Origin of the sequence: Pseudomonas sp. FP2300, from assembly GCF_030687595.1 — a bacterium.
GTDB lineage: Bacteria > Pseudomonadota > Gammaproteobacteria > Pseudomonadales > Pseudomonadaceae > Aquipseudomonas > Aquipseudomonas bijieensis.
In genome coordinates this window covers 1,558,282-1,581,794 of sequence record NZ_CP117440.1, presented here as the reverse complement: position 1 = coordinate 1,581,794, position 23,513 = coordinate 1,558,282, and the positions used below count along the sequence as shown (strand labels likewise).

Annotated in this window: 25 protein-coding genes, 1 tRNA gene and 1 pseudogene; 11 read left to right on the top strand and 16 right to left on the bottom strand. The window is 60.1% G+C overall.

Annotated elements, in window-relative coordinates; all coding sequences use genetic code 11:
* The first annotated feature begins 17 nt into the window (after nucleotides 1-17).
* The 3 genes from PSH86_RS06990 (at nucleotide 18) to PSH86_RS06980 (ending at nucleotide 2,141) form a co-directional block, all read left to right on the top strand.
* Nucleotides 18-710, top strand: coding sequence for a pseudouridine synthase (locus tag PSH86_RS06990; RefSeq protein ID WP_109755911.1), 693 nt, complete (start codon nucleotides 18-20; stop codon nucleotides 708-710).
* Nucleotides 711-1,020: 310 nt separating this feature from the next.
* Nucleotides 1,021-1,905: an alpha/beta fold hydrolase gene (locus PSH86_RS06985; protein WP_163855008.1), complete on the top strand. Its 885-nt coding sequence runs from the start codon at nucleotides 1,021-1,023 to the stop codon at nucleotides 1,903-1,905.
* A 162-nt stretch (nucleotides 1,906-2,067) separates the two neighbouring features.
* Nucleotides 2,068-2,141, top strand: a tRNA-Gly gene (locus PSH86_RS06980).
* A 185-nt stretch (nucleotides 2,142-2,326) separates the two neighbouring features.
* Here the strand turns inward: PSH86_RS06980 and PSH86_RS06975 are convergent.
* From PSH86_RS06975 to PSH86_RS06965, 3 genes are all read right to left on the bottom strand, one after another.
* Nucleotides 2,327-2,512 (bottom strand): hypothetical protein, encoded by a 186-nt coding sequence (locus PSH86_RS06975; RefSeq protein WP_109755913.1) that lies wholly within the window; start codon nucleotides 2,510-2,512, stop codon nucleotides 2,327-2,329.
* A 133-nt stretch (nucleotides 2,513-2,645) separates the two neighbouring features.
* Nucleotides 2,646-2,840: a hypothetical protein gene (locus PSH86_RS06970; protein ID WP_109755914.1), complete on the bottom strand. Its 195-nt coding sequence runs from the start codon at nucleotides 2,838-2,840 to the stop codon at nucleotides 2,646-2,648.
* Nucleotides 2,841-3,218: 378 nt separating this feature from the next.
* Entirely contained in the window at nucleotides 3,219-3,701 is a 483-nt protein-coding gene (locus tag PSH86_RS06965; protein ID WP_305488829.1) for an Lrp/AsnC family transcriptional regulator, read from the bottom strand.
* Nucleotides 3,702-3,846: 145 nt separating this feature from the next.
* Between PSH86_RS06965 and PSH86_RS06960 the strand changes: the two genes are divergently transcribed.
* From PSH86_RS06960 to PSH86_RS06950, 3 genes and pseudogenes are all read left to right on the top strand, one after another.
* On the top strand, nucleotides 3,847-4,476 hold the full coding sequence (locus tag PSH86_RS06960) for a LysE family translocator (protein ID WP_212801996.1): 630 nt from the start codon (nucleotides 3,847-3,849) through the stop codon (nucleotides 4,474-4,476).
* A 280-nt stretch (nucleotides 4,477-4,756) separates the two neighbouring features.
* Nucleotides 4,757-4,933, top strand: a pseudogene (locus PSH86_RS06955) (type II toxin-antitoxin system HicA family toxin); the annotation flags it as partial.
* Between the two features lie 40 nt (nucleotides 4,934-4,973).
* On the top strand, nucleotides 4,974-5,384 hold the full coding sequence (locus PSH86_RS06950; protein WP_109755917.1) for a type II toxin-antitoxin system HicB family antitoxin: 411 nt from the start codon (nucleotides 4,974-4,976) through the stop codon (nucleotides 5,382-5,384).
* Nucleotides 5,385-5,435: 51 nt separating this feature from the next.
* Here the strand turns inward: PSH86_RS06950 and PSH86_RS06945 are convergent, their stop codons facing one another.
* Nucleotides 5,436-5,582 (bottom strand): hypothetical protein, encoded by a 147-nt coding sequence (locus PSH86_RS06945; protein WP_162893799.1) that lies wholly within the window; start codon nucleotides 5,580-5,582, stop codon nucleotides 5,436-5,438.
* Between the two features lie 174 nt (nucleotides 5,583-5,756).
* Between PSH86_RS06945 and PSH86_RS06940 the strand changes: the two genes are divergently transcribed.
* Nucleotides 5,757-6,161: a low affinity iron permease family protein gene (locus PSH86_RS06940; RefSeq protein ID WP_109755918.1), complete on the top strand. Its 405-nt coding sequence runs from the start codon at nucleotides 5,757-5,759 to the stop codon at nucleotides 6,159-6,161.
* An 86-nt stretch (nucleotides 6,162-6,247) separates the two neighbouring features.
* Here the strand turns inward: PSH86_RS06940 and PSH86_RS06935 are convergent, their stop codons facing one another.
* The 3 genes from PSH86_RS06935 to PSH86_RS06925 all read right to left on the bottom strand — a co-directional run bounded on the left by PSH86_RS06935 (nucleotide 6,248) and on the right by PSH86_RS06925 (nucleotide 8,960).
* Nucleotides 6,248-6,751 carry a DUF4142 domain-containing protein gene (locus tag PSH86_RS06935; RefSeq protein ID WP_109755919.1) on the bottom strand — a complete coding sequence of 168 codons (504 nt, stop codon included), beginning with the start codon at nucleotides 6,749-6,751 and terminating at the stop codon, nucleotides 6,248-6,250.
* A gap of 250 nt (nucleotides 6,752-7,001) precedes the next feature.
* Nucleotides 7,002-8,354, bottom strand: coding sequence for a diguanylate cyclase domain-containing protein (locus PSH86_RS06930; RefSeq protein WP_305488823.1), 1,353 nt, complete (start codon nucleotides 8,352-8,354; stop codon nucleotides 7,002-7,004).
* 189 nt (nucleotides 8,355-8,543) lie between these two features.
* Complete coding sequence (locus PSH86_RS06925; RefSeq protein ID WP_212802479.1) at nucleotides 8,544-8,960, bottom strand: VOC family protein; 417 nt, start codon at nucleotides 8,958-8,960, stop codon at nucleotides 8,544-8,546.
* A gap of 258 nt (nucleotides 8,961-9,218) precedes the next feature.
* Between PSH86_RS06925 and PSH86_RS06920 the strand changes: the two genes are divergently transcribed.
* Together PSH86_RS06920 and PSH86_RS06915 are read left to right on the top strand one after the other, a co-directional pair.
* A complete protein-coding gene (locus PSH86_RS06920; RefSeq protein ID WP_305488820.1) occupies nucleotides 9,219-10,454 on the top strand; it encodes an aminotransferase class I/II-fold pyridoxal phosphate-dependent enzyme in 1,236 nt (411 codons plus the stop codon).
* A 13-nt stretch (nucleotides 10,455-10,467) separates the two neighbouring features.
* Nucleotides 10,468-11,631 (top strand): MFS transporter, encoded by a 1,164-nt coding sequence (locus PSH86_RS06915; RefSeq protein ID WP_116831656.1) that lies wholly within the window; start codon nucleotides 10,468-10,470, stop codon nucleotides 11,629-11,631.
* On the opposite strand, the gene yiaY is transcribed toward PSH86_RS06915, so the two are convergent.
* Nucleotides 11,628-12,776 (bottom strand): L-threonine dehydrogenase, encoded by a 1,149-nt coding sequence (yiaY, locus tag PSH86_RS06910; RefSeq protein ID WP_163855021.1) that lies wholly within the window; start codon nucleotides 12,774-12,776, stop codon nucleotides 11,628-11,630. The genes PSH86_RS06915 and yiaY overlap by 4 nt on opposite strands.
* 141 nt (nucleotides 12,777-12,917) lie before the next feature.
* Here yiaY and PSH86_RS06905 point away from each other — a divergent pair, with 141 nt between their 5' ends.
* A complete protein-coding gene (locus PSH86_RS06905) occupies nucleotides 12,918-13,937 on the top strand; it encodes a DUF4917 family protein (RefSeq protein WP_305488815.1) in 1,020 nt (339 codons plus the stop codon).
* A 160-nt stretch (nucleotides 13,938-14,097) separates the two neighbouring features.
* Here PSH86_RS06905 and PSH86_RS06900 read toward each other — a convergent pair whose 3' ends face one another.
* From PSH86_RS06900 to PSH86_RS06875, 6 genes are all read right to left on the bottom strand, one after another.
* On the bottom strand, nucleotides 14,098-14,442 hold the full coding sequence (locus PSH86_RS06900; protein ID WP_109755925.1) for a YegP family protein: 345 nt from the start codon (nucleotides 14,440-14,442) through the stop codon (nucleotides 14,098-14,100).
* 71 nt (nucleotides 14,443-14,513) lie between these two features.
* Nucleotides 14,514-15,095, bottom strand: coding sequence for a DJ-1/PfpI family protein (locus PSH86_RS06895; RefSeq protein WP_134923157.1), 582 nt, complete (start codon nucleotides 15,093-15,095; stop codon nucleotides 14,514-14,516).
* Between the two features lie 233 nt (nucleotides 15,096-15,328).
* Nucleotides 15,329-16,546: an SAM-dependent methyltransferase gene (locus PSH86_RS06890; RefSeq protein WP_305488812.1), complete on the bottom strand. Its 1,218-nt coding sequence runs from the start codon at nucleotides 16,544-16,546 to the stop codon at nucleotides 15,329-15,331.
* 213 nt (nucleotides 16,547-16,759) lie between these two features.
* Entirely contained in the window at nucleotides 16,760-17,377 is a 618-nt protein-coding gene (locus tag PSH86_RS06885; RefSeq protein ID WP_109755928.1) for a TPM domain-containing protein, read from the bottom strand.
* Nucleotides 17,378-17,405: 28 nt separating this feature from the next.
* On the bottom strand, nucleotides 17,406-18,155 hold the full coding sequence (locus PSH86_RS06880) for a YgcG family protein (protein WP_116831652.1): 750 nt from the start codon (nucleotides 18,153-18,155) through the stop codon (nucleotides 17,406-17,408).
* A 136-nt stretch (nucleotides 18,156-18,291) separates the two neighbouring features.
* Nucleotides 18,292-18,900, bottom strand: coding sequence for a LemA family protein (locus PSH86_RS06875; RefSeq protein WP_109755930.1), 609 nt, complete (start codon nucleotides 18,898-18,900; stop codon nucleotides 18,292-18,294).
* A gap of 249 nt (nucleotides 18,901-19,149) precedes the next feature.
* Here PSH86_RS06875 and bglX point away from each other — a divergent pair, with 249 nt between their 5' ends.
* Entirely contained in the window at nucleotides 19,150-21,441 is a 2,292-nt protein-coding gene (bglX, locus tag PSH86_RS06870) for a beta-glucosidase BglX (protein ID WP_109755931.1), read from the top strand.
* Nucleotides 21,442-21,582: 141 nt separating this feature from the next.
* Here bglX and PSH86_RS06865 read toward each other — a convergent pair whose 3' ends face one another.
* Both PSH86_RS06865 and PSH86_RS06860 read right to left on the bottom strand, forming a co-directional pair.
* On the bottom strand, nucleotides 21,583-22,740 hold the full coding sequence (locus PSH86_RS06865; RefSeq protein ID WP_116831651.1) for a phosphatidylserine/phosphatidylglycerophosphate/cardiolipin synthase family protein: 1,158 nt from the start codon (nucleotides 22,738-22,740) through the stop codon (nucleotides 21,583-21,585).
* A 1-nt stretch (nucleotide 22,741) separates the two neighbouring features.
* The gene (locus PSH86_RS06860) at nucleotides 22,742-23,332 is read right to left on the bottom strand and encodes a YceI family protein (protein WP_116831650.1); all 591 of its coding nucleotides are present in this window, start codon (nucleotides 23,330-23,332) and stop codon (nucleotides 22,742-22,744) included.
* Nucleotides 23,333-23,513 lie beyond the last annotated feature (181 nt).

Genomic DNA, 23,513 nt, shown 5'->3' with positions numbered 1-23,513 from the left:
CCCTGCCTGAACTGCCCATGCGCGTCGACCGTTTCCTCAGTAATCTGCCGCGATTCAATCGCCAACAAGTACGCCTGTTGCTGGTGGAGCGCCGGGTGCGGATCGATGGCCAAGTCGTCAGCGATCCCCATGCTTCCGTACGTGAATTCAGTCGCGTTGAAATCGACGATGAAGTGCTGCAAGCAGGCCGCCCCGCGCGCTACTTCATGCTGCACAAGCCACCCGGCTGCGTCAGTGCGACCCGCGATCCGCAACACTCCACTGTCCTCGACTGGCTGGACGAAGCGGACAAGGATGACCTGCACATCGCCGGGCGCCTGGATTTCAACACCACCGGGCTGATGCTGATCACCAATGACGGCACCTGGTCACGGCGCCTGACCCAACCGCAGACCAAACTGCCCAAGGTCTACTACGTCGAAACCGAGCAAATCATTACCGCCGAATATGCCGACACCTTCGCCCGGGGCCTGTACTTTGCCTTCGAAGACCTCACCACCCAACCGGCAGAACTGACGCTGCTGGGGGAAAGATCGGCGCGCCTGAGCATCGTTGAAGGGCGCTACCATCAGGTCAAGCGCATGTTCGGCCACTTCAACAACAAGGTACTGCGCCTGCATCGCGAGCGCATGGGCCCGCTGACGTTGGACGCCGATCTCGAACCGGGCCAATACCGCGCCCTGAGCTCCGAAGAAGTCCATCTCATCTGAACCCGCTACCGCTGGGCAGAAGTGTCGAACAATTTTCCAAGAGGTACTTGCGCAACGCTCGTCCCCCTGCTTGAATCAAACCGTCGGCCGAAATGTGACCGATGAGTCACAACATACTTCCAAGAAACTTTTTGCCGGCTGGAACCCTCAGGTTCCGCCTTGTGCCGCCGGCGAACTGCCCGCCTATAACAACACCCGTCGACCATTTTTCTGGATCGACATGGGCCTTATCTTCCAGGCGTATGCCTACCTGTCACATTGCCCGTGCAATCTCATTGCGCGCATACCCGCTTGCCAGGAGTCTTATGACATGAGGCCAGAAATCGCTGTGCTGGATATACAGGGTCAGTATCGGGTTTACACGGAGTTCTATCGCGCAGACGCCGCACAAAAGACCATCATTCTGGTCAACGGCTCAATGGCCACCACCGCGTCGTTTGCACAGACCGCCAAAAACCTCTACCCGCAATTCAATGTCGTGCTGTACGACCAGCCCTACGCGGGCAAGTCCAAGGCCCACAATCGGCACGAGAAAATGCTGACGAAGGAGGTCGAAGGGCAGATCCTCCTGGAACTGATCGACCACTTCGCCGCCGAGCACGTGCTGTCGTTTTCCTGGGGTGGCGCCGCCACGCTGAGCGCCTTGGCCCACCGGCCACGACGCATCGAAAAAGCGGTGATCAGCTCGTTCTCGCCAGTGCTCAATGCGCCGATGCGCGACTACCTTGAACGCGGTGTGGATTACCTGGGCAGCCTGGACGGCGACCGTGTCGGGCACTTGGTCAACAGCACCATCGGCAAGCATTTGCCGCCACTGTTCAAGCGCTTCAACTATCGCCATGTCAGCAGTCTGGCCGAACATGAGTACGGGCAGATGCGCTTCCACATCACCGACGTGCTCAACAGCGACCAGCAGTGCTACATCAATGCGGCCAAGAAAATCAACGTACCGGTGCTGTTCCTGAACGGCGAATGGGACGAATACACCTCGGCCGACGACGCCAGGCTCTTCGCCAACCATGTCGAGCACAGCACCTTCAGCACGCTGCAAGCCACCGGGCACTTCCTGGACATGGAACACAAAGCCGCCTGCCGCGACAGCCGCAACGCCTTGATGGGTTTCCTCACACCGGAACACCACGAAAGCCGACCGCGCTATAGCTATGTGCAGAGCTACCATGCACTGGCCATCTGAAACCGAGTCCTGGCGAGCAAGCCCCATCCTGCGCCTTCAGCAACGGGGCTTGCCCGCCAACGACCGCTCTGGTTTGAGGCTCGCATAGACGACTGACCGCACGCCATGTGAAGAAAAACTTCAAATCCGTGCCCACATCTGGTACAAAGTCAGCCGCTCTGAGCGGGTGTCGTATAATGGCATTACTCCAGCTTCCCAAGCTGATAACGAGGGTTCGATTCCCTTCACCCGCTCCAATCGAATTCTGGTCCCGCGCTGTGTGTTGGCGAGGGATAAAAAAACCGGCCCTTGGTGGCCGGTTTTTTTTGGTCTGGTGTTTGTGGAGGTTGCGCCCCTGACGCTCACACCAAGGATCTATGAAAGAGAGCAAGGGTGCATAGACGCCGATAATTTGTTTGCGATCTCACAGGGCGACCAGGAATCAAACATGCTTTGCGACAAAAGCGACAACGGTAAACAGGGTCAGGGCGAACGCAGCACCGATGCTGAACGGCAGCAACGTAACCCGGATTGTGGTCGGAGTCGGGCGCCTCATCTCTTCAGCTAACGCCTCTACCTCTTGATGCAATTGCTCGATGCTGGCTTGATAACTGCGATGGGTAGGCATTGTCTCATTCTCCTCCGAGGTCGCGGGCCGTGCTGAGTCTGTAAACCATTTCGAGCAATGTGAGCCGTGTGCTTGCAAAGCTCAAGTACCCGTCATGTAGGGTGGGTATTGGCGCATTGCGGCGAACCGGCACTCAAATTTTAATCCCAAAACCCGCAACAGCGACAATAGCGGTCACTACTCCAGCCCCTACTGCGTATGGGTACCAGAAGGCTTCGTGCTTCAGCTTCGTTTCCTCGGCCGTAAGCTTGCGAGTCTCAGCCAACAATTTTCGGGTTTCGACCAATAGTTTATCGAGCTCTAAATTATCGCGGTCGTTCTGAAGCATTGATCATCCTTCCAAGGTTTGGGACACCGCCCCAAGCGTCGCTTTCTGCAACGCCGACAAAATCTGTCGGGCGTCAATCACTCATTGCCCATTGCATAGTCCGTCGGAGAAGCACTATTTCCTATCCGAGCAATTGGAGATAGCGGGCGACTCTCGCTTAGCTTGTAGGCAGAATCCGAGAATTGCGTAGGGCGCGCGCCTACGTTGTTAGTCATTACGCCAAGACCGAAAGTTGAGTTAGAAAAAAAGCCGAGAAACAATAGATAGACCCAACGCTTGAGAATGGGAGTCGCAAAATTCCCACCTAACGACAAGACAAAAAGCCCCGGTGTTTTTCACAGCGGGGCTTTTGGGATCTTGGCCGCCCACTTGTGTCGTTCATTGCTCAGTGCCCGGTAAATGCCCCAACGGCAACGCCCCCGGCGTCTTCACCGTATGGATCGCAAAGTTGCTGCGGATATCGCTCACCCCCGGCAGTTTCAGCAGCCGCCCGGTGAGAAATCGGTCGTAGGCCCGCAGGTCCGGCACCATCACTTGCAACAGAAAATCCGATTCGCCTGACACCAAGAACGCCGAGATCACTTCTGGCAATGCCGTGACCGCCTGGCGAAACGCTTCGGCTTGTTCGTCGTTGTGCCGTTCAACCTTCACGCCGACAAAGATCGTCAGTCCGAGCCCCACTTCATCACGGTCCAGGATGGCTTGATAACCGCGAATGACACCGGCCTCTTCGAGCATCCGCACCCGGCGCAGGCAGGGTGACGGGGACAGGCCGATTTCTTCGGCCAGTTGCACGTTGCTCAGGCGGCCGTCGCGTTGCAGCGCGGCGAGGATTTTGCGATCGAAGGCATCCAGTTTCATGAATTGGCAGTTTCCGATGGAATGGTGCGAATAGCTGGCAGGTTATGCCAATTAATGAAGCTTTAGAAGCTGACTTCGCAACCACCTGCCCTGCCCCTACGCCATAGACTGAACGCTTGCGAAGCGTCGATGAAGGAGGTGTGGCATGGCAGAGCTCTGGTTGTTCCTGATGGCCTTGATGGTGGTCTACGTGTTGCCCGGGCCGGACATGATCCTGCTGCTGCAAACCGGAGCCCGTCAGGGCAGAGGCGCGGCGCTGGCGACGGCGGTGGGCCTGGGAATTGCTCGTGGGTGTCATGTTGCATTGGCAGCGTTGGGGCTCTCGGCCTTGTTCAAGACCGCGCCATGGACCTTTGATATGGTGCGTCTGGCCGGGGCCGCCTACCTGTTATGGATCGGTTTTCAATGCTTGCGGAGCACGTTGTTGCCGAGTTTTGAAAACACCACTGTCGAGGCCGGAAAGCGGCGCTGGTACCAGGCGATTCGGCGTGGGCTGCTGACCAATCTGCTCAACCCCAAGGCCTTGCTGTTTTGTTCAGTGTTGTTACCGCAATTCATCGATCCACAGGGCGGGCCGGTGCTGGGGCAATTCGCGACCCTGGGCGTGGTGCTGGTCGGCGTCGGCCTGCTCTTCGATAGCACTTACGCCTTGGTGGGTGTCGCACTTGGACGCTGGCTTCAGCGATCGCCTTCGGCCCAGCGTGTACAGCAGTGGTTGTTCGGGAGTCTTCTGATTGGTTTTGCTGTACGGCTGACGTTTGTGCAGCAGTCATAGCGACCGCAGCTTCGCGGAGTGGCTCCTGATATTTGAGCTGTAATCCAGGGCTGCTTAGCAGCCCAGCGGGAGCAAGCTCCCTCGCCCCACCCGCATTTTCGCCCTGTCTCACATCCCGAAATAAACCCACCCTGCCCCTCTGCCGCCCTTGTACAACACCGCTTCTAGACTTCGTTGCAATGCCTGCGCGAACCCACCAGTGGCGTCCCTGGTAGGTATAGTGTTGATCATTAATTTTCAGTAGGTATAGTACCCACCAAGCACACCACACGGAGGTGTTGTGAATAGCCGATTTTTGATAAGCCAAATCATTGCAGACGGGTGGTATCTGGTGCGGGTTCGGGGCAGCCACCATCACTTCAGGCACCCGACCAAACCGGGATTGGTCACGGTTCCTCATCCGAAGAAGGACCTGCTCAAGAAGACGGCCATCAGTATTTTGCAACAGGCGCTGCTTCAGCCGGCTCGTTGCGCGACGTTCCCGGAGGACGATGAATATGCTTTACCCGATTGCGATTTCCATGGGCGATGACAAGCACGCCTGGGGTGTTGAAGTGCCGGATATTCCCGGTTGTTTTTCTGCAGGCGACGACCTGGACGAGGCCATGGCAATGGCCCGTGAGGCCATTGAGGGACACTTCGAGATTTTGGCTGAAGATGGTTCGCCGATTCCACCGGCCAACACCGTTACCTTGCACGCAGCCAATCCGAAATTTGCCGGCTGCACCTGGGCGCTGGTGGACATCGATGTGACCAAGTACCTGGGCAAGGCGCAGAAACTCAACATCACGCTGCCCGGCTACCTGCTCAATCGTATTGATGAATATGTGTTGCACCATCCTGAAGAGAAGAGCCGATCCGGCTTCCTCGCTTCGGCAGCGCTGAAGGTGTTGCAGCAAGGCCGGTGAGAAAACCGCCACAACCTGTGGGAGCGAGCTCCCACAGGTTTCAGCTATACGTTATTTGCTCTCCTTTCCAGACTCTTGCATCTGCACCGAAGACTTGGTGCCATCAGTGTTGTCCTTGGTCTCGTTATCCGAGTTGTCGAAACAGCCTTGCAGGGCGAACAAAGCGCAGGCGAGGCAAAAAGTGCGGGCGAGATTCATGATGTACTCCGATACCGAGGGCTTTCAGCAGTGACCTGCGAGAGTGGCAATCGTTGCGACTGTCATCGTGCCGGCCGATGAACGTCGACGGATGTTGGCGACTGAAATGTAAGTAGAATTTTCATCGTTTCATTGCTGTCACACCAGACAGGTGCATCCATAAGGAACACAGCAATGACCTTCGCAAAAATCGCTCAAAAACTGGCTCTCTGGGCGGGAAGCCCAAAGACATTTCTGGGGGCCATCGTGTTGTTGGTGCTCTGGGCCCTTAGCGGACCTCTTTTCCAGTTCAATGACACGTGGCAACTGATCATCAACACGTCAACCACGATCATTACCTTCCTGATGGTGTTCCTGATCCAAAACACGCAGAACCGCGATACAGACATCCTGCACCTCAAGGTCGATGAGTTACTGCGAGCAACCAAGGAGGCGCAGAATGCAATGCTCGGGCTCGAGTCGCTGGACCTCAAGCAACTGGAGGCGCTGAGAAAGCACTACCAAGCCATGGGCCAGGGCGAAGCCAAGAACCTTGAAGGCCTGGAAGAAAAGAACAAAGTGGACCTGAACCAGTGCTGACGCAGATGCGCTGAAAGGTTCTCCTTCGACAGGCAAAAATCAACCGGGACGCGAACGTCCCGGTCCTGGATACAAAAACCAGCGGATCAGCGGCTGGCTTGCAACGCCCTGGCCATTTCGAGATGGGTCTGCAACTTAGGCAGGGTCTCATCGGCGAAGGCCTTGATTTCCGGCACTTCGGTGGTCTGGGCCTGCTGCTGGATCTGCGCGATGGCCTCTTCAGTGGCCTTGACCTGGCTGGCGGCATAAGCAGCCTCGAAGGACTCGCCTTCCTGGACCTGCGGCATCAAGGCCTTGGCCTTGTCAGCCACTTCCTCCCGGGGAGCGACAGGCAAGTCGAGCTTCTTGGCGATCTTCGCCAGGTGTTGATTGGCGGTGGTACGGTCATTGATCACCATGATGGTGTAATCCTTGACCTCTCTGGATTCGGCTTTCCCGTGGGCCATGCGACTGGCTTCGATGTCGGCCATGCCTTTGGCTGAAGCATCGTTGATGAATTCGGCAGGCGATTGGGCCCAGGCACTGTTAGCACCCAGGCCCATCAGTACGATGACACTGGTGGTGCGAAAAAAGCTGGCCATACGGCTCATGGTCGCGCCCTCCTCTGATAAAAGTTCTGGCGGGGTTCCCGCCCCTGAATCAGAACCCACCCGATTTCGCTTTCCGCTGAGTAGCTGCCAACAGCCGCGAGGGGGGTTCTCCTACTTCTGCGACCCGCTTCAAGCCTCTTCGTTCGATCATGGACGATGTTTCCGGCGAGCGGAGCCCGCCTGACATCTGAAAAGGACAACGCTCGAAAGGTTGAAAAAAGCCAGCGGCACCACGACGAACGGTGGTGCGCTATCGGATACCGAACGCCCTGTGATTGTGGCGTTTGGCGGCATACATCGCCTCGTCGGCATGGCGAAACAGTGCGACATCTTCAGTGCCATGGTCGGGGAAACAGGCCACACCTATACTCGGTTCGATGCTCAGGCAGTGGCCGTCCAGACGCAGTGGCTGGACCAATGCATGACGGATTTTTTCTTGCACGCCGTGGGCATCCTCCAGGGCCTGGATGCTATGCAGCAAGACCACGAACTCATCTCCGCCAATACGCGCCACAGTATCGGTGTCGCGTATACAGCCCTTGAGCCGATTAGCCACCGCTTGTAACAGCATGTCGCCAACCCCATGGCCATAGGTGTCATTGACCTGCTTGAAACGGTCCAGGTCGATGTACAACAAGGCCATGCGCCCGGACGCAGCGCGGGCGGTCGCGAGTGCACACTTGAACCGTTCACGGAGTAATTCGCGGTTGGGTACCTGGGTCAGCTGATCGTACTGAGCCATGTGCTGCAACCGGGCATGCAACTGCTTGCGTTCGATGGCGATGGTGATCTGTGCACAGACATATTGGAGCAGTTCCTTGTCCTGCTCGGTATACCGCTCGGTGTCCGGCGCACTCCTGACGATCAGCGCGCCAATCGTGCCGCTTTGCGAGTTCAGCGGCACGCCCAGCCAACACGGCGCGTCCGGCTGCGCCACAAGGTCGGCGAACCCCGACGGCAGCTGGCTGCTACCGGGCGTCAGCAGGATTGGCTGGCCGCTGCGAATCACCTCGGCGCACAAACGTCCGGTGACGGTGCCCGGCAGTTCAGGCTGCCCTTCCCGGTCGTCAACGTGATAGGGAAAATTCAGTTGCGCGCATTGCTCGTCATACAGTGCCACCGAGAAATTCAGCGCCGGCAGCCACTCGCCAATAATCAGGTGGATGCGCTTGAACAACGCCAGCAAGTCGGCCGCGGCATGGGCCGCCTCGGAAATCGCATACAACGCCGCCTGGCGGGACTCGGCCTGCTTGCGTTCGGTGATGTCCCGGGCCACGGCAATGCGCAGTTGATCCGCCGGCGACCAGCGTGCCGACCACAGGATATGCACCACCCGACCGTCCTTGCGCAGGTAGCGGTTCTCGAAATTGAGCTTGGGCTCACCGTTCATGATCTCCCGCGCCGCCTCGAGGGTTCGCAGGCGGTCGGCGGGATGCACCAAGTCAATCATTGGTTGGCCGATCAGCTCCTGCGGGGTGTAGCCAAAAATGCGTTCGCAGGCGGCACTGACAAACACGAAACGCCCTTGACCGTCGACGGCACACACGGCGTCCAGCAGAAGGTCGATGTAGCTGGCCAGCGGCGCGGAGCTTCGAGTGTCCATGGGGCAGGAGGTCATCCGGACAATGCGGCGGTGAGTGAACCGGGGATCGCCGGTTCACCACGCTGGTACAGCGTGCGGACCCGACGCGCACCCATCATACGATGAGGATAGCGTAGGTGATCAGTATGCAAACTGCGCGAGATAAGCAGGGCTCATCGCCTGATGTCACGACTCCAGAGAGCCGCCTCGTCACGGCTCCGTAAAAAACTCCATTCCGGCATAAGGAGCATGCCGACAGGCCTTCAGCCTGGATGCCAGGTCTCCCACGTGAACCTCGAGTTTGTGCCCATCCGGGTCGAGAAAGTAGAACGAATTCCCTTCGCTGCGATTATCCCGCCACGACGCCACCCGGGCCGCGTTCAGCCGCGCCACCAGCACCGGGAAATCCTCGGCGTTGGTGCTGAAAGCGTAATGGGTGTAGTCCGACGCCAGCTCGGTCCTGCGCAACGGGTCAAAAGACAGGCACAACCACAATCCCGGCAGCGACAAATAGGCCCCGCTGTTCCACTTGGCCTCAAGACGCAGCTGCAACAGCTCGCCATAAAAAACCACACTGCGATCCAGGTCGGTGACGGCAAGGGTCAGATGATTGAGGCCAGAAAGCATCAGCAAGCAACCTTCAGAAAAATAGTGATAACCCAGCGGGCTTGGGGCGAACCCATGACGTTCCCAAGCTCCGACGTCGCCGATGGATTCCCCGCCCAAGGCCTTAGGCAAAGTCCTACGCAGAAATCTCCAGTGACACTCAAACACGCCGGAAACAGCCGATTCAAAGCCCTGCACAACAATCTGTAAAGTCTGGAAACACACCGCTATTGAAACACCCCACGGACAGCACCACTCACCAAGGAATGTAGTCGCACCATGAACCAGACTGCTCAAGCGCCCCACCACTTCACCAACTATCGCAAGGTCATTTCCCTCGCAGACCAGAACTGGCAGAGCACCGAGGCCGGAAAAGTCTCAGGGCTGAATGTCGAGGTCAAGACACCCAACGTGCTGGTCGACCAATACGGTCGCACCTTCCATCACTTCTGCACCACTTCCTACCTGGGCCTGGACTACCACCCCGCGTTGCTGGACGGCGCCATGACCACACTGTGGGAAACCGGAACCCTTCGGGTCGCCAATTCAAAGAATCGCTGCAAGCTGGCGATCCTGGACCAGTACGAAACCCAATTGTCGGAGCTGTTTGGCGCCAGTTGTCTCAGTGCCCTGTCGTGCAGCGCGGCGAGCGCTGGAATCCTGCCACTGCTGGCCAGCGGTGCGTTCACCAACAATTGTTCGCCCGTCATGGTGTTCGACAAACACGCCCATTACTCGATGAACCACAGCAAGGCCGCCTGCGCCGATGAAACCCAGGTCATCACCTGCCCCCACAACGACATGGATTTCATTGAAGACATGTGCAAACGCCAGCGCAGCGTGGCGTACGTGGCTGACGGCGCCTACAGCATGGGCGGGTTGGCGGACCTCGACAGCCTGATGTATCTCAAGCAACGCTACGGTCTGTTTCTCTATCTGGATGACTCCCACGCATTGTCCGCGGTCGGGGAGTCCGGAGCGGGCCTGGCCCGTTCGCGCCTCCCTGCCGTGGACGAGCGCACCCTGATCGTGGCTTCCCTGGCCAAGTCATTTGGCGCCAGTGGCGGGCTGGTCATGTTTGGCAGTGAACGGCACAAGGCGCTGGTGCAGCGTTATGGTGGGCCGAGCAATTGGTCCCAGAGCCTGAACGCAGCAGCCATCGGCGCCGGCATGGCCTCGATCCGCCTGCACCGCAGCCGGGAATTCAGCACCTTGCAGGAGCGCTTACAGGCTAATATTCGCCTCTTCGACAGCCTCGTGCGTACCGAACAGCGCGGTAACCCCATGGCAATCCGTATGGTGCCTTGCGGTGAAGCGGCCCTGGCCAACAGCCTGGCGGTCGAACTGGCCGAACTGGGGTATTTCACCTCGGCGGTCTTTTTCCCCGTGGTGCCGCAAGGCAAGGCGGCTATTCGCATTACCCTGCGCGCCGACATGGAGCCGAACGTGATTCGCTCGTTTTGCGAAAAGATCACCGAACTGCTGCTGACCCACGGGCGTGACATCCGCCCTTGAGACAGGACGCTCGATGAAGAACCGTACAACCCTGATCGTCACCTGCACCACCGTCTTCCTGGCACAACTGGGCATGAGCATCTACTTGCCGGCCCTGCCCGATATAGCCCGGGACCTGGGCGCCGATGCGTCCCGGGTTTCCTGGGGTTTGTCGGTGTATCTGATTGGCATGGCGCTGCCCATGTTGCTGTGGGGCAGCCTGAGCCAGCGCCTGGGGCGCAAGCCGGTCTTGCTGGCGGCCTTGGGGTTATACGGCCTGGGTAACCTGGCCCTTCCAATGGGCACAACCGTGGAGGCGTTCCTGACGCTCAGGTTGATCCAGGGCATCGGCGCCAGCGGTATCTCGGTGATGGCGCGAGTATTGATCCGTGACAGTTTCAGCGGCGACCTGTTGGCCAAGGCGCTGTCATGGATATCCATCGCCTTTGTGATTGCCCTCGGGATCGGCCAGTACCTGGGCTCGCTGATCCAGGCCGCTTTCGGTTGGGAAGCGATTTTCCAGGGCTTGGGCGCCGTCAGCCTGGCCATGGCGGCAGCGGTGTCCCGGGCTCGGTTCCCGGTGCTGGTAAACGCCAGCAACGGGCAATCGGCGTGGGGTATCTACGGGCAAATACTCCGACAGCGCGCGTTCCTGCTGCCGGCATTGGCCGGTGGGCTGGGTTACGGCGTGATCGTCGCGTTCAATACCGCAGCGCCGCTGATCCTGCAGGAGAGCTTCCACTGGTCGCCCATTGAATACGGCCTGCTGGGCTGGCCGGTCAGTGCGGCGTACTTGCTCGGGGCGCTGGCGGTGAACGCTTTTGTACTGCGCACCGGCCAACGACGAATGATGGGCTGGGGCATCGCGCTGGTGCTGGGCGGCAGCGCGACCATGCTGGCAGGCAGCCTTACCCTGGACAGCATCGCGTTGCTCTTCTGGCTGCCGTATTGTTTCGCGGTGTTTGGCCAGTCATTGACCTACCCCATCAGCCTGTCCCTGGCCAACGAAGGCTCACCGGTGGCCGGCGCCTATGCCATGGCGTTGAGCGGGTTTCTGCATCAACTGATGGCCTCGGTGATCGGCGCCATGGCCAGCCTGTCGTTGAGCCAACAGGCCTGGCCGCTGGCGGCGTTGTGCGTACTGCTGGGGGCGGCGGCGATGCTCTGTGTGAGGTGCGTGCCGCCCCGGGTCGCTTAAAACGCGCTGCGGAAAATCTCTTCGATCTGCCGCTGGTCCGCCGCCCGTGGGTTGGTCAGCCCGCAGGCGTCTTTCAAGGCGTTGGCGGCCAGCACCGGTACGTCGTTGAGGCGTACGCCCAGGTCACGCAAACCGGCCGGAATGTCCACGTCATGAGCCAGGCTGCGGATCGCCGCAATGGCGTCCCGGGCCCCCTCTTCCGGGCTGGTTCCGTGTGTATCGACGCCCATGGCATGGGCCACGTCGGTCAGTCGAGCAGCGCATACCGAGGCGTTGAAACTCTGCACATGAGGCAACAGCACCGCGTTGCACACACCGTGAGGCAAGTCGTAGAAACCACCCAGTTGATGCGCCATGGCGTGGACGAAACCCAACGACGCATTGTTGAACGCCATCCCTGCGAGAAACTGCGCGTAGGCCATGTTCTCCCGGGCTGGCAGATCGCTGCCGTCGCGCACGGCCAGGCGCAGGTTGTTGCTGATCAAGGTGATGGCCTTCAGCGCACAGGCATCGGTAATCGGCGTGGCGGCGGTGGAGACATAAGCCTCGATCGCGTGGGTCAGCGCATCCATACCGGTGGCGGCCGTCAGGCCCTTGGGCATTGCCACCATCAGCGCCGGATCATTGACCGACATCAAGGGGGTCACGTTACGATCGACAATCGCCATTTTCACGTGGCGCGTCTCGTCGGTGATGATGCAAAAACGGGTCATTTCACTGGCGGTGCCTGCCGTGGTGTTGATGGCGATCAACGGCAATTGCGGTTTGCTCGAACGATCGACGCCTTCATAGTCACGAATCTGCCCGCCATTGGTGGCGCACAGGGCGATGCCCTTGGCACAGTCGTGGGGCGAACCGCCCCCCAGGGACACGACGAAGTCACACTGGCTCTCCTTCAGCAGCCCCAGTCCGAGTTCGACATTGGCAATGCTTGGGTTGGGCTTGGCACCGTCGAAAACCACCGAGTCGACATCCTGGAGTGCCAGCAGCTCAGCCACCTTGCTGGCGACACCGGCCTTGGCCAGCCCCGCGTCGGTGACGATCAGGGCCTTGCGAAAGCCGTAGTTGCGAATGGCGGTCATTGCTTCATCGAGGCAGCCCAGCCCCATGATGTTCACGGCGGGAATGAAAAAAGTGCTGCTCATGAGGTCATGCTCCAGGATAGAGGCCGGATCGGCGGGCCTACAGAATGACCCAGTAGTCATGACGTATCTTGATCTGGCTCAAGACTGGGTCGTGATAAAGTCGCGACCTGCCTTTGCCACGTTTTTGAGATGACCCTTGCGATGACCGATTTCCAGGAATACGACACCCGGCTCGAAGACTGGGAGGCCGTGCGCGCCGATACCGCCTTCAGCGGCCTGCTGGTGGGCAATGGAGCCAGCCGCGCGGTGTGGGACGATTTCGGCTATGACTCGCTGTTCGAAAATGCCCGCGTTGTCGAAGAAAAACCCCTGAGCCCGTCGGAGCTGAGCGTGTTCGACGCGATGCAAACCCGCAGTTTCGAACAGGTGCTCGGTGCGCTGAAAACCACCAGTCGGATCAACAAGGCCCTGGCCGTCAGCTCTGCCGCCCCGCGCAATCGCTACTACGCGATCAAGGAAGCGCTGATCAACACCGTGCATGCGGTGCATATCCCATGGCGCCTGGTGCAACCCTCGACCCTGGCGACGCTCAACCAGGAGCTGGGACGCTACCGCACGGTGTTCACCACCAACTACGACCTGCTCAACTACTGGGCGATCCAGCTCGCGCCCGAGACCATCAGCGACCTGTTCCTGGGCGATGACCACAGTTTCGACCTGAGCCAGGCGACCACGGACAAACCGCGCCTGCTGTACTTGCACGGCGGCCTGCACCTGGTGCGTAATCAGGACGGCACGGCGCGCAAGCTCACGTCCACCGAAGGCACCTTGCTCGGCAGTTTCGCCATCAACAACACCCTCAAGACCCTCGACGACGTGCCGCTGTTCGTCAATGAAGGCCCCAGCACCGACAAGCTCAAGACCATCCGCAGCAGCGACTACCTGTCGTTCTGCTATGAGCAGTTGCTGCAGCACGGCGACAACTTGTGTCTGTTCGGCCAGGCCCTGGGCGAGCAAGACCGGCATATTGTCCATGCCCTGCGCCTGGCCGCACCGAAAACCGTGGCGATTTCGATCTATCCCCGTAGCCAGGCGTTCATCCAGCATCAGAAGCGCCATTACGCCAAGGTGTTCCAGGGACTGGAGGTGCAATTGCGCTTCTTCGATGCCAAGAGCCACCCGCTGGGCGATCCGAAGCTGTCGGTGCCAGTGGAGGTTTAAAGGCAGGGTAACCCTGAGTGGCAAGGGGTTCACTTGTGGGAGCAAAGCTTGCTCGCGATGAGCGATAACTCGGCTAGCCTGCACAATCGCAGCGCCTGCATCGCGGGCAAGCCTTGCTCCCACAGGTCCCCTCGTCACAGATCCTCTTATTACCGTCCTGTCAGAGCGCAACCACGGTCTTGTCCTTGATGACCGTCGTCGGTCCGTTGGCCTTGACGCTGGCGATGCCTTTGTCCCGGGCGGCGTCCGATGAATACGCCTCACTGCTGCCAATCACTTCGTGGTTGGCCGCCTTGAGGTTGAAGTACGGATGGCCGTCCTTGGTGTTCTTGAGTTCATAGCGCTCGGCCAACGGACTGTTTTTCTGCACCGAAGCAATGCCACCATCGGCACCGCTGCGGGTGGTGTACAGCTCGCTGGTCAAAATGGTCTCGGCGTTGGCCGCCTTGAGCACAAACCGAAACTGGCCGCTGCTGCTTTTGCTGATTTCGTACCATCCGGACATGATTTTTCTCCTGGCAATGAAGACATGCCCCGAGAGTAAAGACCCGCTGCGCTTGCCTTGCCAGTCCGGTACTACAAAGTGATAGCCGTGCCCAACAGAGTCAGGAACCCCGCCAGCCAGTTGGGATGCGCAGGCCAGGCCGGTGCGGTCGCCAGGTTGCCCTGGACATGGCCTTGGGTCACGGGAATGTCGATATAGGTTCCGCCCGCCAGCCGTACTTCCGGGGCACACGCCGGGTAGGCACTGCATTCGCGCCCTTCGAGGATGCCCGCCGCCGCCAGCAGTTGCGCGCCATGGCATACGGCGGCAATTGGCTTGCCCGCCAGGTCGAAATCACGCACCAGTTGCAGGACGGTTTCATTCAGGCGCAGGTATTCCGGCGCGCGTCCACCCGGCACCAGCAATGCGTCGTAGTCGGTGGCCTGGACGTTGGCGAAGTCATGGTTGAGGGCGAACAAGTGCCCCGGTTTTTCACTGTAGGTCTGGTCACCTTCGAAATCATGGATCGCTGTGCGCACCGTCTGCCCCGCGGTTTTGTCCGGGCACACGGCATGCACGGTGTGGCCGACCATCTGCAAGGCCTGGAACGGCACCATGACTTCATAATCTTCGACGTAATCGCCGACCAGCATCAGGATTTTCTTGGCCGCCATGGGAAGGGCTCCTTTGGGAATGCGTAAGTGGTTAACGCATTAAAGGTAGACCGGTACGTCGGTGGGTGAGGGATAAGCGGCGATTACCTGACGGGCTGCATACCGCAGGAGGCTGGATGCAACTTGTGGGAGCGAGCCTGCTCGCGATTCAGGCGGCGCGGTTTATCAGGCACACCGCGTCATCGTTCAATCGCGAGCAGGCTCGCTCCCACAGGGGGTAATGTGTCAGTAGATCAGGCGAGGTATCCATCCGCCCGCAACAGCGTTTCGAGGCAGTGCTCGGAGATGTGGTAGAAGGCCTTGAGCTCCTGGATCTTGGCCAGCAGCTCGGAGGGGTCCGCCGGTTCGGCGCGTTTGACGGCCAGAATCATCTTGTTCTTGTTGGTGTGCTCCAGGGAGATGAACTCGAAAACCTTGGTCTCGTAGCCGCAGGCTTCCAGGAACAGCGCCCGCAAACTGTCGGTAACCATTTCCGCCTGCTGGCCCAGGTGCAGGCCATATTGCAGCATCGGCTTGAGCAAGGCCGGGCTCTGGATCTGCAGGCGGATCTGCTTGTGGCAACACGGCGAGCACATGATGATCGAGGCGCCCGAACGAATGCCCATGTGGATCGCGTAATCAGTGGCGATATCACAGGCGTGCAAGGCGATCATCACATCCACCGCGCTTGGCGCCACACTGCGCACGTCACCGTGCTGGAAGCTCAGGCCCGGATGTTCCAGGCGCGCGGCGGCTTCGTTGCACAGCTTGACCATGTCTTCGCGCAACTCGACACCGGTCACCACGCCTTCGGCCTGCAAGGTGTTGCGCAGGTAATCATGGATGGCGAAGGTCAGGTAGCCCTTGCCCGAACCGAAATCCGAGACCCGCACCGGTTTGTCCAGGGCCAGCGGCGAAGACGTCAGCGCATGGCTGAAGACCTCGATGAACTTGTTGATCTGCTTCCACTTGCGCGACATCGCCGGGATCAGCTCGTGCTTGTGGTTGGTCACGCCCAGGTCGGCCAAAAAAGGCCGGCTCAGGTCGAGGAAGCGGTTTTTCTCGCGGTTGTGCTCGGCAGACGGCACTTCCCGTAGTTGCTGGGGCTTGCTCTTGAACAGCGAACTCTTGCCCTTTTTGCTGTATTCCAACTGCGCCTCGTCGGTGACCGCCAGCAAATGCGCGTTCTTGAACGACGCTGGCAACAGCGCGGCGATGGTGTCCACGCCTTCGGCCAGCGGGAAATTCTTGGTGATGTCGCGGGTCTTGTAACGGTAGACGAAGGACAGGCACGGCTGATCCTTGACCGTCAGTTGCTTGATGATCAGCCGCTGCAGGTCCGCTTCGTCGCCGACGTACTTGGCCAGCACCAGTTTGATGAAAGTGTTTTGCACAAGGCTGGTGTGCAGCAGCTCGATGAACTGGGCGTGGTGATCCGGCGCGGAACGGGCGGGGGTGGCGGTGACAGACATGAAAAAAGCGGCCTCGGGGCGGGCGAATCGGGAATGGCGGGTATTTTAGGGGGGATGGGGAGTGAGGGCACGGAAAAGTTCGTGTGGTGAGCAGTAGCCTCTGTGGGAGCAAGGCTTGCCCGCGATGAATACGCCGCGATAGTGCAGGCTCACCGCGTTATCGTTCATCGCGAGCAAGCTTTGCTCCCACAGGCTTGTGCTGGCGGGAAATTTTCAGCCCAGCACCACCAACCGATTCGGCAATTCATTGCGCTCCTGGGTCACCGGCACGTGCTCCTTGAGCAATTCGCCGCAGGCCTCGATACACGTCACGAAGCCCTGCAACGTCTGTCCCTGGCGGACCTGCTGGGTGAACGCCGCGACGATGGCGTCCCAGTTCTTGTTGTCGAGGCGCTTGGAAATACCTTCGTCCACCAGGATTTCCACATAGCGCTCGGCCTCGCAAACAAAGATCAGCATGCCTGTGCTGCCCACGGTGTGGTGCAGGTTCTGCTCGAGGAATTGCCGGCGCGCCAGGTTGGAGGCCCGCCAGTGACGCACGGAACGGGGGATCAGGTGCGTGGTGATCCTGGGGATGCGAAACACCAGGCACAGCACAATGAAACTGACCCACTGCACCAGCAACAGACTGTGCATGGCCAGCCAGCCGGTGAGGTAATGGACCACGCCGGGCACCACCAGAGCCAACAGGCTGGCCCAAAGCAATGGGATGTAGGCGTAGTCGTCGGCGCGAGCGGCCAACACGGTGACCAGCTCGGCGTCGGTATCTCGCTCGACCCGGGCAATGGCTTCGGCGACCTTGCGTTGTTCGTGTTCAGTCAGTAATGCCATGGTCAAAAGTGCCTGCTCATTATTATTGTCACCAGCCGCCCGACGAACCGCCGCCCCCGAAACTGCCACCGCCACCACTGAAGCCCCCACCGCCTCCACCGCCGAAGCCTCCACCGCCTCCGCCCGAACGGCTGGAGCCACCGCTTCCGCTCGGCAGGATACCGAGCATCTGGCACACCAATATCGTCAAAATAAACAGGATCACCAGAAAGATGAACAGCCCCGGATGGCGCTCGACGAAATCACCCTGCTCCTGCTGCCCGTCCGCACTGTATGCCGGCGCCGGTTCATCCAGCGGACTGCCGCCCAACACCACCAGCATCGCCGCGACGCCATCACTGATGCCTTTGTTGAAATTGCCCGTCTTGAAGGCCGGGGTAATCACCTGGTTGATGATCACCGAACTCTGGGCGTCGGTCAGGCGATCCTCCAGACCGTAGCCCACTTCGATGCGCAGTTTACGGTCATCCCGGGCGACGATCAGCAGCGCGCCGTTGTTTTTGTCCTTCTGCCCGATGCCCCAGTGGCGTCCCAGTTGATAGCCGAAGTCTTCGATGCTGCTGCCTTGCAGGTCCGCCAGCGTGACCACTACCACTTGTTCGCCAGTGGCCTGTTCATGGGCCTTGAGCTGCGCCTCCAGTTGCCCGCGCACCGACGGGTCAAGCATCTGGGCGGTGTCCACCACCCGCCCGGTCAGCGCCGGAAACTTCAATTCGGCCTGGGCCGTGACTGCAAACACCCAGAGCAACAGCACCAGGCCAATTTTCAACACTCGCATCGTAACTCCTGTGTGGGAGCGAGCGGGTGTGGGAGCTGAGCTTGCTCGCGATGAAGGCACCTCGGTCTTTCTAATGACCGCGTTATCGTTCATCGCGAGCAAGCTTTGCTCCCACAGGCTCGCTCCCACAGTTTTTTCAGAACTTCACCTCAGGCGCTTTCTCGGCATTGGGGCTGGTCGCCTCGAAGGTTTCGCGGATCGGCAAGTCGCTGTACATCACGCTGTGCCACAGGCGTCCCGGGAACGTGCGGATCTCGGTGTTGTACTTCTGCACCGCCAGGATAAAGTCGCGGCGGGCCACGGCGATGCGGTTCTCGGTGCCTTCGAGCTGCGATTGCAGGGCCAGAAAGTTCTGGTTGGCCTTGAGGTCCGGATAACGCTCGACCACCACCATCAGCCGGCTCAACGCACCGCTCAACTGGTCCTGGGCCTGCTGGAACTGCTTGAGCTTTTCCGGGTTGTCCAAGGTGCTGGCGTCCACCTGGATCGACGTGGCCTTGGCCCGCGCCTCAACCACCGCGGTCAGGGTGTCCTGTTCGTGCTGGGCATAGCCCTTGACGGTTTCCACCAGGTTGGGGATCAGGTCGGCGCGGCGCTGGTACTGGTTCTGCACTTGGCCCCAGGCGGCCTTGGCCTGTTCGTCCAGGGTCGGGATGTTATTGATGCCGCAACCGGCCAGCAGCGTGGTGAGCAGCATCAAGGCCAGCATCGGCAGGCTACGAAGGTGGTTCAGTCGTGGATTCATAGGATGAAGCGCTCCCTGGCATGACATTGGAAAAACCCGGCACCTATCTCACTGGCGTCTGGGGCATAATCTGCGCCGCACTGGATTGAATCGGGTCGATGGGCTAAAAGATGCGCAGTGCGAAACTAAGTTCAGCCCAATGGGTTCGAAAGTGTGCTGCATTTAACTGAACAACAATAGCCGCTCCTCACATTTTGGCTGACCGGCGTGGCGTGATCCCCGCCCTTTAGGCTTGCGAGAAAACTATTCATGAAGAAGCTGTGTTTGCTGGGCCTGTTTGTCAGTCTGGCCAGTCAATCCGTATTTGCCGACAACCTGCCAGCCCCCATAGAGAACAAGGACGCGTTCATCAGTAACCTGATGAAGCAAATGACCCTCGAAGAGAAGATCGGCCAGTTGCGCCTGATCAGCATCGGCCCGGAAATGCCTCGGGAGATGATCCGCAAGGAAATCGCCGCCGGCAATATCGGTGGCACGTTCAACTCCATCACTCGCGATGAAAACCGTCCGATGCAGGACGCGGCCATGCGCAGCCGGTTGAAGATCCCGATGTTCTTCGCCTACGACGTGATCCACGGCCACCGCACCATTTTCCCGATCCCCCTGGCCCTGGCCTCGAGCTGGGACATGGACGCCATTTACCACTCCGGTCGCATCGCCGCCCAGGAAGCGGCGGCCGACAGCCTGGACATTACCTTCGCGCCGATGGTCGACATTTCCCGCGACCCGCGCTGGGGCCGGACGTCCGAAGGTTTCGGCGAGGACACCTACCTGGTGTCGCGCATCGCCGGGGTGATGGTCAAGGCGTTCCAGGGCAACGGCGCCAACGCGGCCGACAGCATCATGGCCAGCGTCAAGCACTTCGCCTTGTACGGCGCGGTGGAAGGCGGTCGGGACTACAACACCGTGGACATGAGCCCGGTGAAAATGTACCAGGACTACTTGCCCCCCTATCGTGCCGCCATCGACGCCGGAGCTGGCGGGGTGATGGTCGCGCTGAACTCCATCAACGGCGTGCCCGCCACCGCCAATACCTGGCTGATGCACGACCTGCTGCGCAAGGAGTGGGGCTTCAAGGGCCTGGCGGTCAGTGACCACGGCGCCATCTTCGAATTGATCAAGCACGGCGTCGCCAAGGACGGTCGCGAAGCGGCGAAGCTGGCGATCAAGGCTGGCATCGACATGAGCATGAACGACTCGCTCTACGGCAAGGAGCTACCGGGGCTGCTCAAGGCCGGTGAGATCGAGCAGAGCGACATCGACAACGCGGTACGGGAAGTGCTCGCGGCCAAATACGACATGGGTCTGTTCAAGGACCCGTACCTGCGCATCGGCAAGGCCGAGGATGACCCGGCCGACACCTACGCCGAAAGCCGCATGCACCGCTCCGATGCCCGTGACGTGGCGCGCCGCAGCCTGGTCCTGCTGGAAAACCGCAACCAGACCCTGCCCCTGAAGAAGACGGCGAAAATCGCCCTGGTCGGCCCGCTGGCCAAGGCACCGATCGACATGATGGGCAGTTGGGCCGCCGCCGGGCGTCCTGCGCAATCGGTCACCCTGTTCGATGGCATGACTCGCGCCCTGGGTGCTGAGTCGAAGCTGATCTATGCCCGTGGCGCCAACATCACCAGCGACAAGAAGGTGCTCGACTACCTGAACTTCCTCAACTTCGATGCCCCGGAAGTGGTGGACGACCCGCGCCCGGCCCAGGTGCTGATCGACGAAGCGGTAAAAGCCGCCAAGGATGCCGATGTGGTGGTGGCCGCCGTGGGTGAGTCCCGCGGCATGTCCCATGAGTCGTCGAGCCGTACCGAACTGAACATCCCGGCCAGCCAGCGCGAGTTGATCAAGGCCCTGAAGGCCACCGGCAAGCCGCTGGTACTGGTGCTGATGAATGGCCGTCCGCTGTCGTTGCTGGAAGAAAAACAGCAGGCCGATGCGATCCTGGAAACCTGGTTCAGCGGCACCGAAGGCGGCAACGCCATCGCCGACGTGCTGTTCGGCGACTACAACCCGTCGGGCAAGCTGCCGATTACCTTCCCTCGTTCGGTGGGGCAGATTCCGACCTACTACAACCACCTGAGCATCGGCCGCCCGTTCACACCGGGCAAGCCGGGCAACTACACCTCGCAATATTTCGATGACACCACCGGCCCGCTCTATCCGTTCGGCTATGGCCTGAGCTACACCGAATTCAGCCTGTCGGACATGGCCCTGTCATCCACCACGCTGAACAAGACCGGCAAGCTCGACGCCAGCGTAACCCTGGAAAACACCGGCAAGCGTGACGGCGAAACCGTGGTGCAGCTGTACATCCAGGACGTGACCGGCTCGATCATCCGCCCGGTGAAGGAGCTGAAGAACTTCCGCAAGGTGATGCTCAAGGCCGGCGAGAAGAAAGTCATCCACTTCACCATCACCGAAGACGACTTGAAGTTCTTCAATGCCCAGCTCAAGTACGCGGCTGAGCCGGGCAAGTTCAACGTGCAGATCGGCCTGGACTCCCAGGACGTGAAGCAGCAGAGTTTTGAGTTGCTCTGACCCTCAGGCAACACAAACTCCCTGTGGGAGCGGGCTTGCTCGCGAAGGCGGTGGATCAGTCAGCAATGGAGTCGACTGACACACCGCCTTCGCGAGCAAGCCCGCTCCCACATTGGGGCCCAGTGTTTTAAAGAATTGCGCTTACCCCCGCCGATCCAACAGATTCACCACCACCCGATCCACCAACCCCCACACCCGCTGCTTGAACCGCTTCCACAGCGGCCGGCGCTGCCAGGCGTCGAGGCTGACCTGCAGGCTCTGGGCGAAGTCCCGTTCGAAACTGGCCGCCACTGCGCCACTGAGCCTGGAATCCAGGGCTTCGAGGTTGGCTTCCAGATTGAAACGCAGGTTCCAGTGATCGAAATTGCAGGAGCCGATGCTGACCCAGTCGTCCACCAACACCATCTTCAGGTGCAGGAAACACGGCTGGTATTCGAAGATCTGTACGCCGGCCTTGAGCAATCGTGGGTAATAACGATGCCCGGCGTAGCGCACGGATGGGTGATCGGTACGCGGGCCGGTCAGCAGCAGGCGCACGTCGATACCCCGGGCGGCGGCCTTGCGCAAGGAACGGCGCACGTTCCAGGTCGGCAAGAAATACGGCGTCGCCATCCAGATGCGTTTCTGGCCGCTGTTCAGTGCACGGGACAGCGATTGCAGGATGTCGCGATGCTGGCGGGCGTCGGCATACGCCACACGCCCCATGCCCTCGCCCACCGGAGGAACGCGCGGCAGGCGCGGCAAGCCGAAGTTGGACGCCGGTTTCCAGGCTCTCCGATGACGGTTGGCGAGCCACTGGCGGTCAAACAGCAATTGCCAGTCGAGCACCAGCGGACCGACGATTTCCACCATCACTTCGTGCCACTCACTGCGGTCGTCGAGGGGGTTCCAGAATTCATCGGTCACTCCGGTGCCACCGACCACGGCCAGGCGCTGGTCCACCAACAGCAGCTTGCGGTGATCCCGGTAGAGGTTGCGCACCCAACGGCGCCAGCTCAGCCGATTGTAGAAACGCAACTCCACTCCGGCCTCGGTCAGGCGCTTGCGCAGGGCCAGGGTAAACGCCAGGCTGCCGTAGTCATCGAACAGGCAACGCACGCGAACGCCACGTTCGGCGGCCTGGACCAGAGCCTGGACCATCGCTTCGGCGCAAGCGCCCGCCTCCACCAGGTACAGCTCCAGCTCGACCTGCTCCTGGGCACGGGCGATTTCCACCAGCATGCGCGGGAAGAACTGCGGGCCGTCGATCAACAGCTCGAAGCGATTGCCTTCACGCCAGGGGAATACCGGGCCGCTCATGTCAGCGCGCCGTGAAAATCAGCACCGCATTCACCGGCACCGAGAGGCTGATGGCCGACAACCCGGCTAGGTTTCGCAGTTTTTCCAGCCCCGGCGCCAGATCGAAATCCGCCGCGTTGAGCACCACCGGTTCCAGGGTCACCACTTGGAAGCGGCGTTCGTCCAGGCGCGTGGCCAGCAGTTCGACAGGGTACTCGTGCTGTTTGCCGTGCAGGTTCACCGTCAGCGGCAGGCGCAACTCCAACTGCGCGCCGCTGGCCAGGTCCTGGATCGGCATCAGGTCGATTTGTGCGGTGATGGTGGCTTCGGCAAATTGCTTGATCTCGAACAGCTCGGCGCGCATGCGCTCATCGCGCAGGGGGATGCCGCTGTTGACGGATTCCAGCTCCACTTCCAGGCGGGCCAGGCCGTTGGGCTGCACTTGGCCGTGAAGTACCAGGAAACGCTGGACCTCGGAGACATTGCCATTTTTGCTGCTGATAAACGACAGCCGCGAAGACTCGCCGTCCAGGTACCAGTCGGCCTGGGCCGGCAGCGCTGCGCAGGCCAGCAGCAAGCTGGCGACAGCGTGAGGGAAAAACCGCTTGAACATACACACTCGCAGGGCACATAAACCTGTGGCGAACCTTAACCGGGCCGAGGGCACTTGCAAACTGTCTGTTTCAATAACTGCAGGAACACACAGAACCTGTGGTAAAGGGATTCGTTTGTGGGAGCAAGGCTTGCCCGCGATGGCGTTTTAGGAATCGCCATCGCGGGCAAGCCTTGCTCCC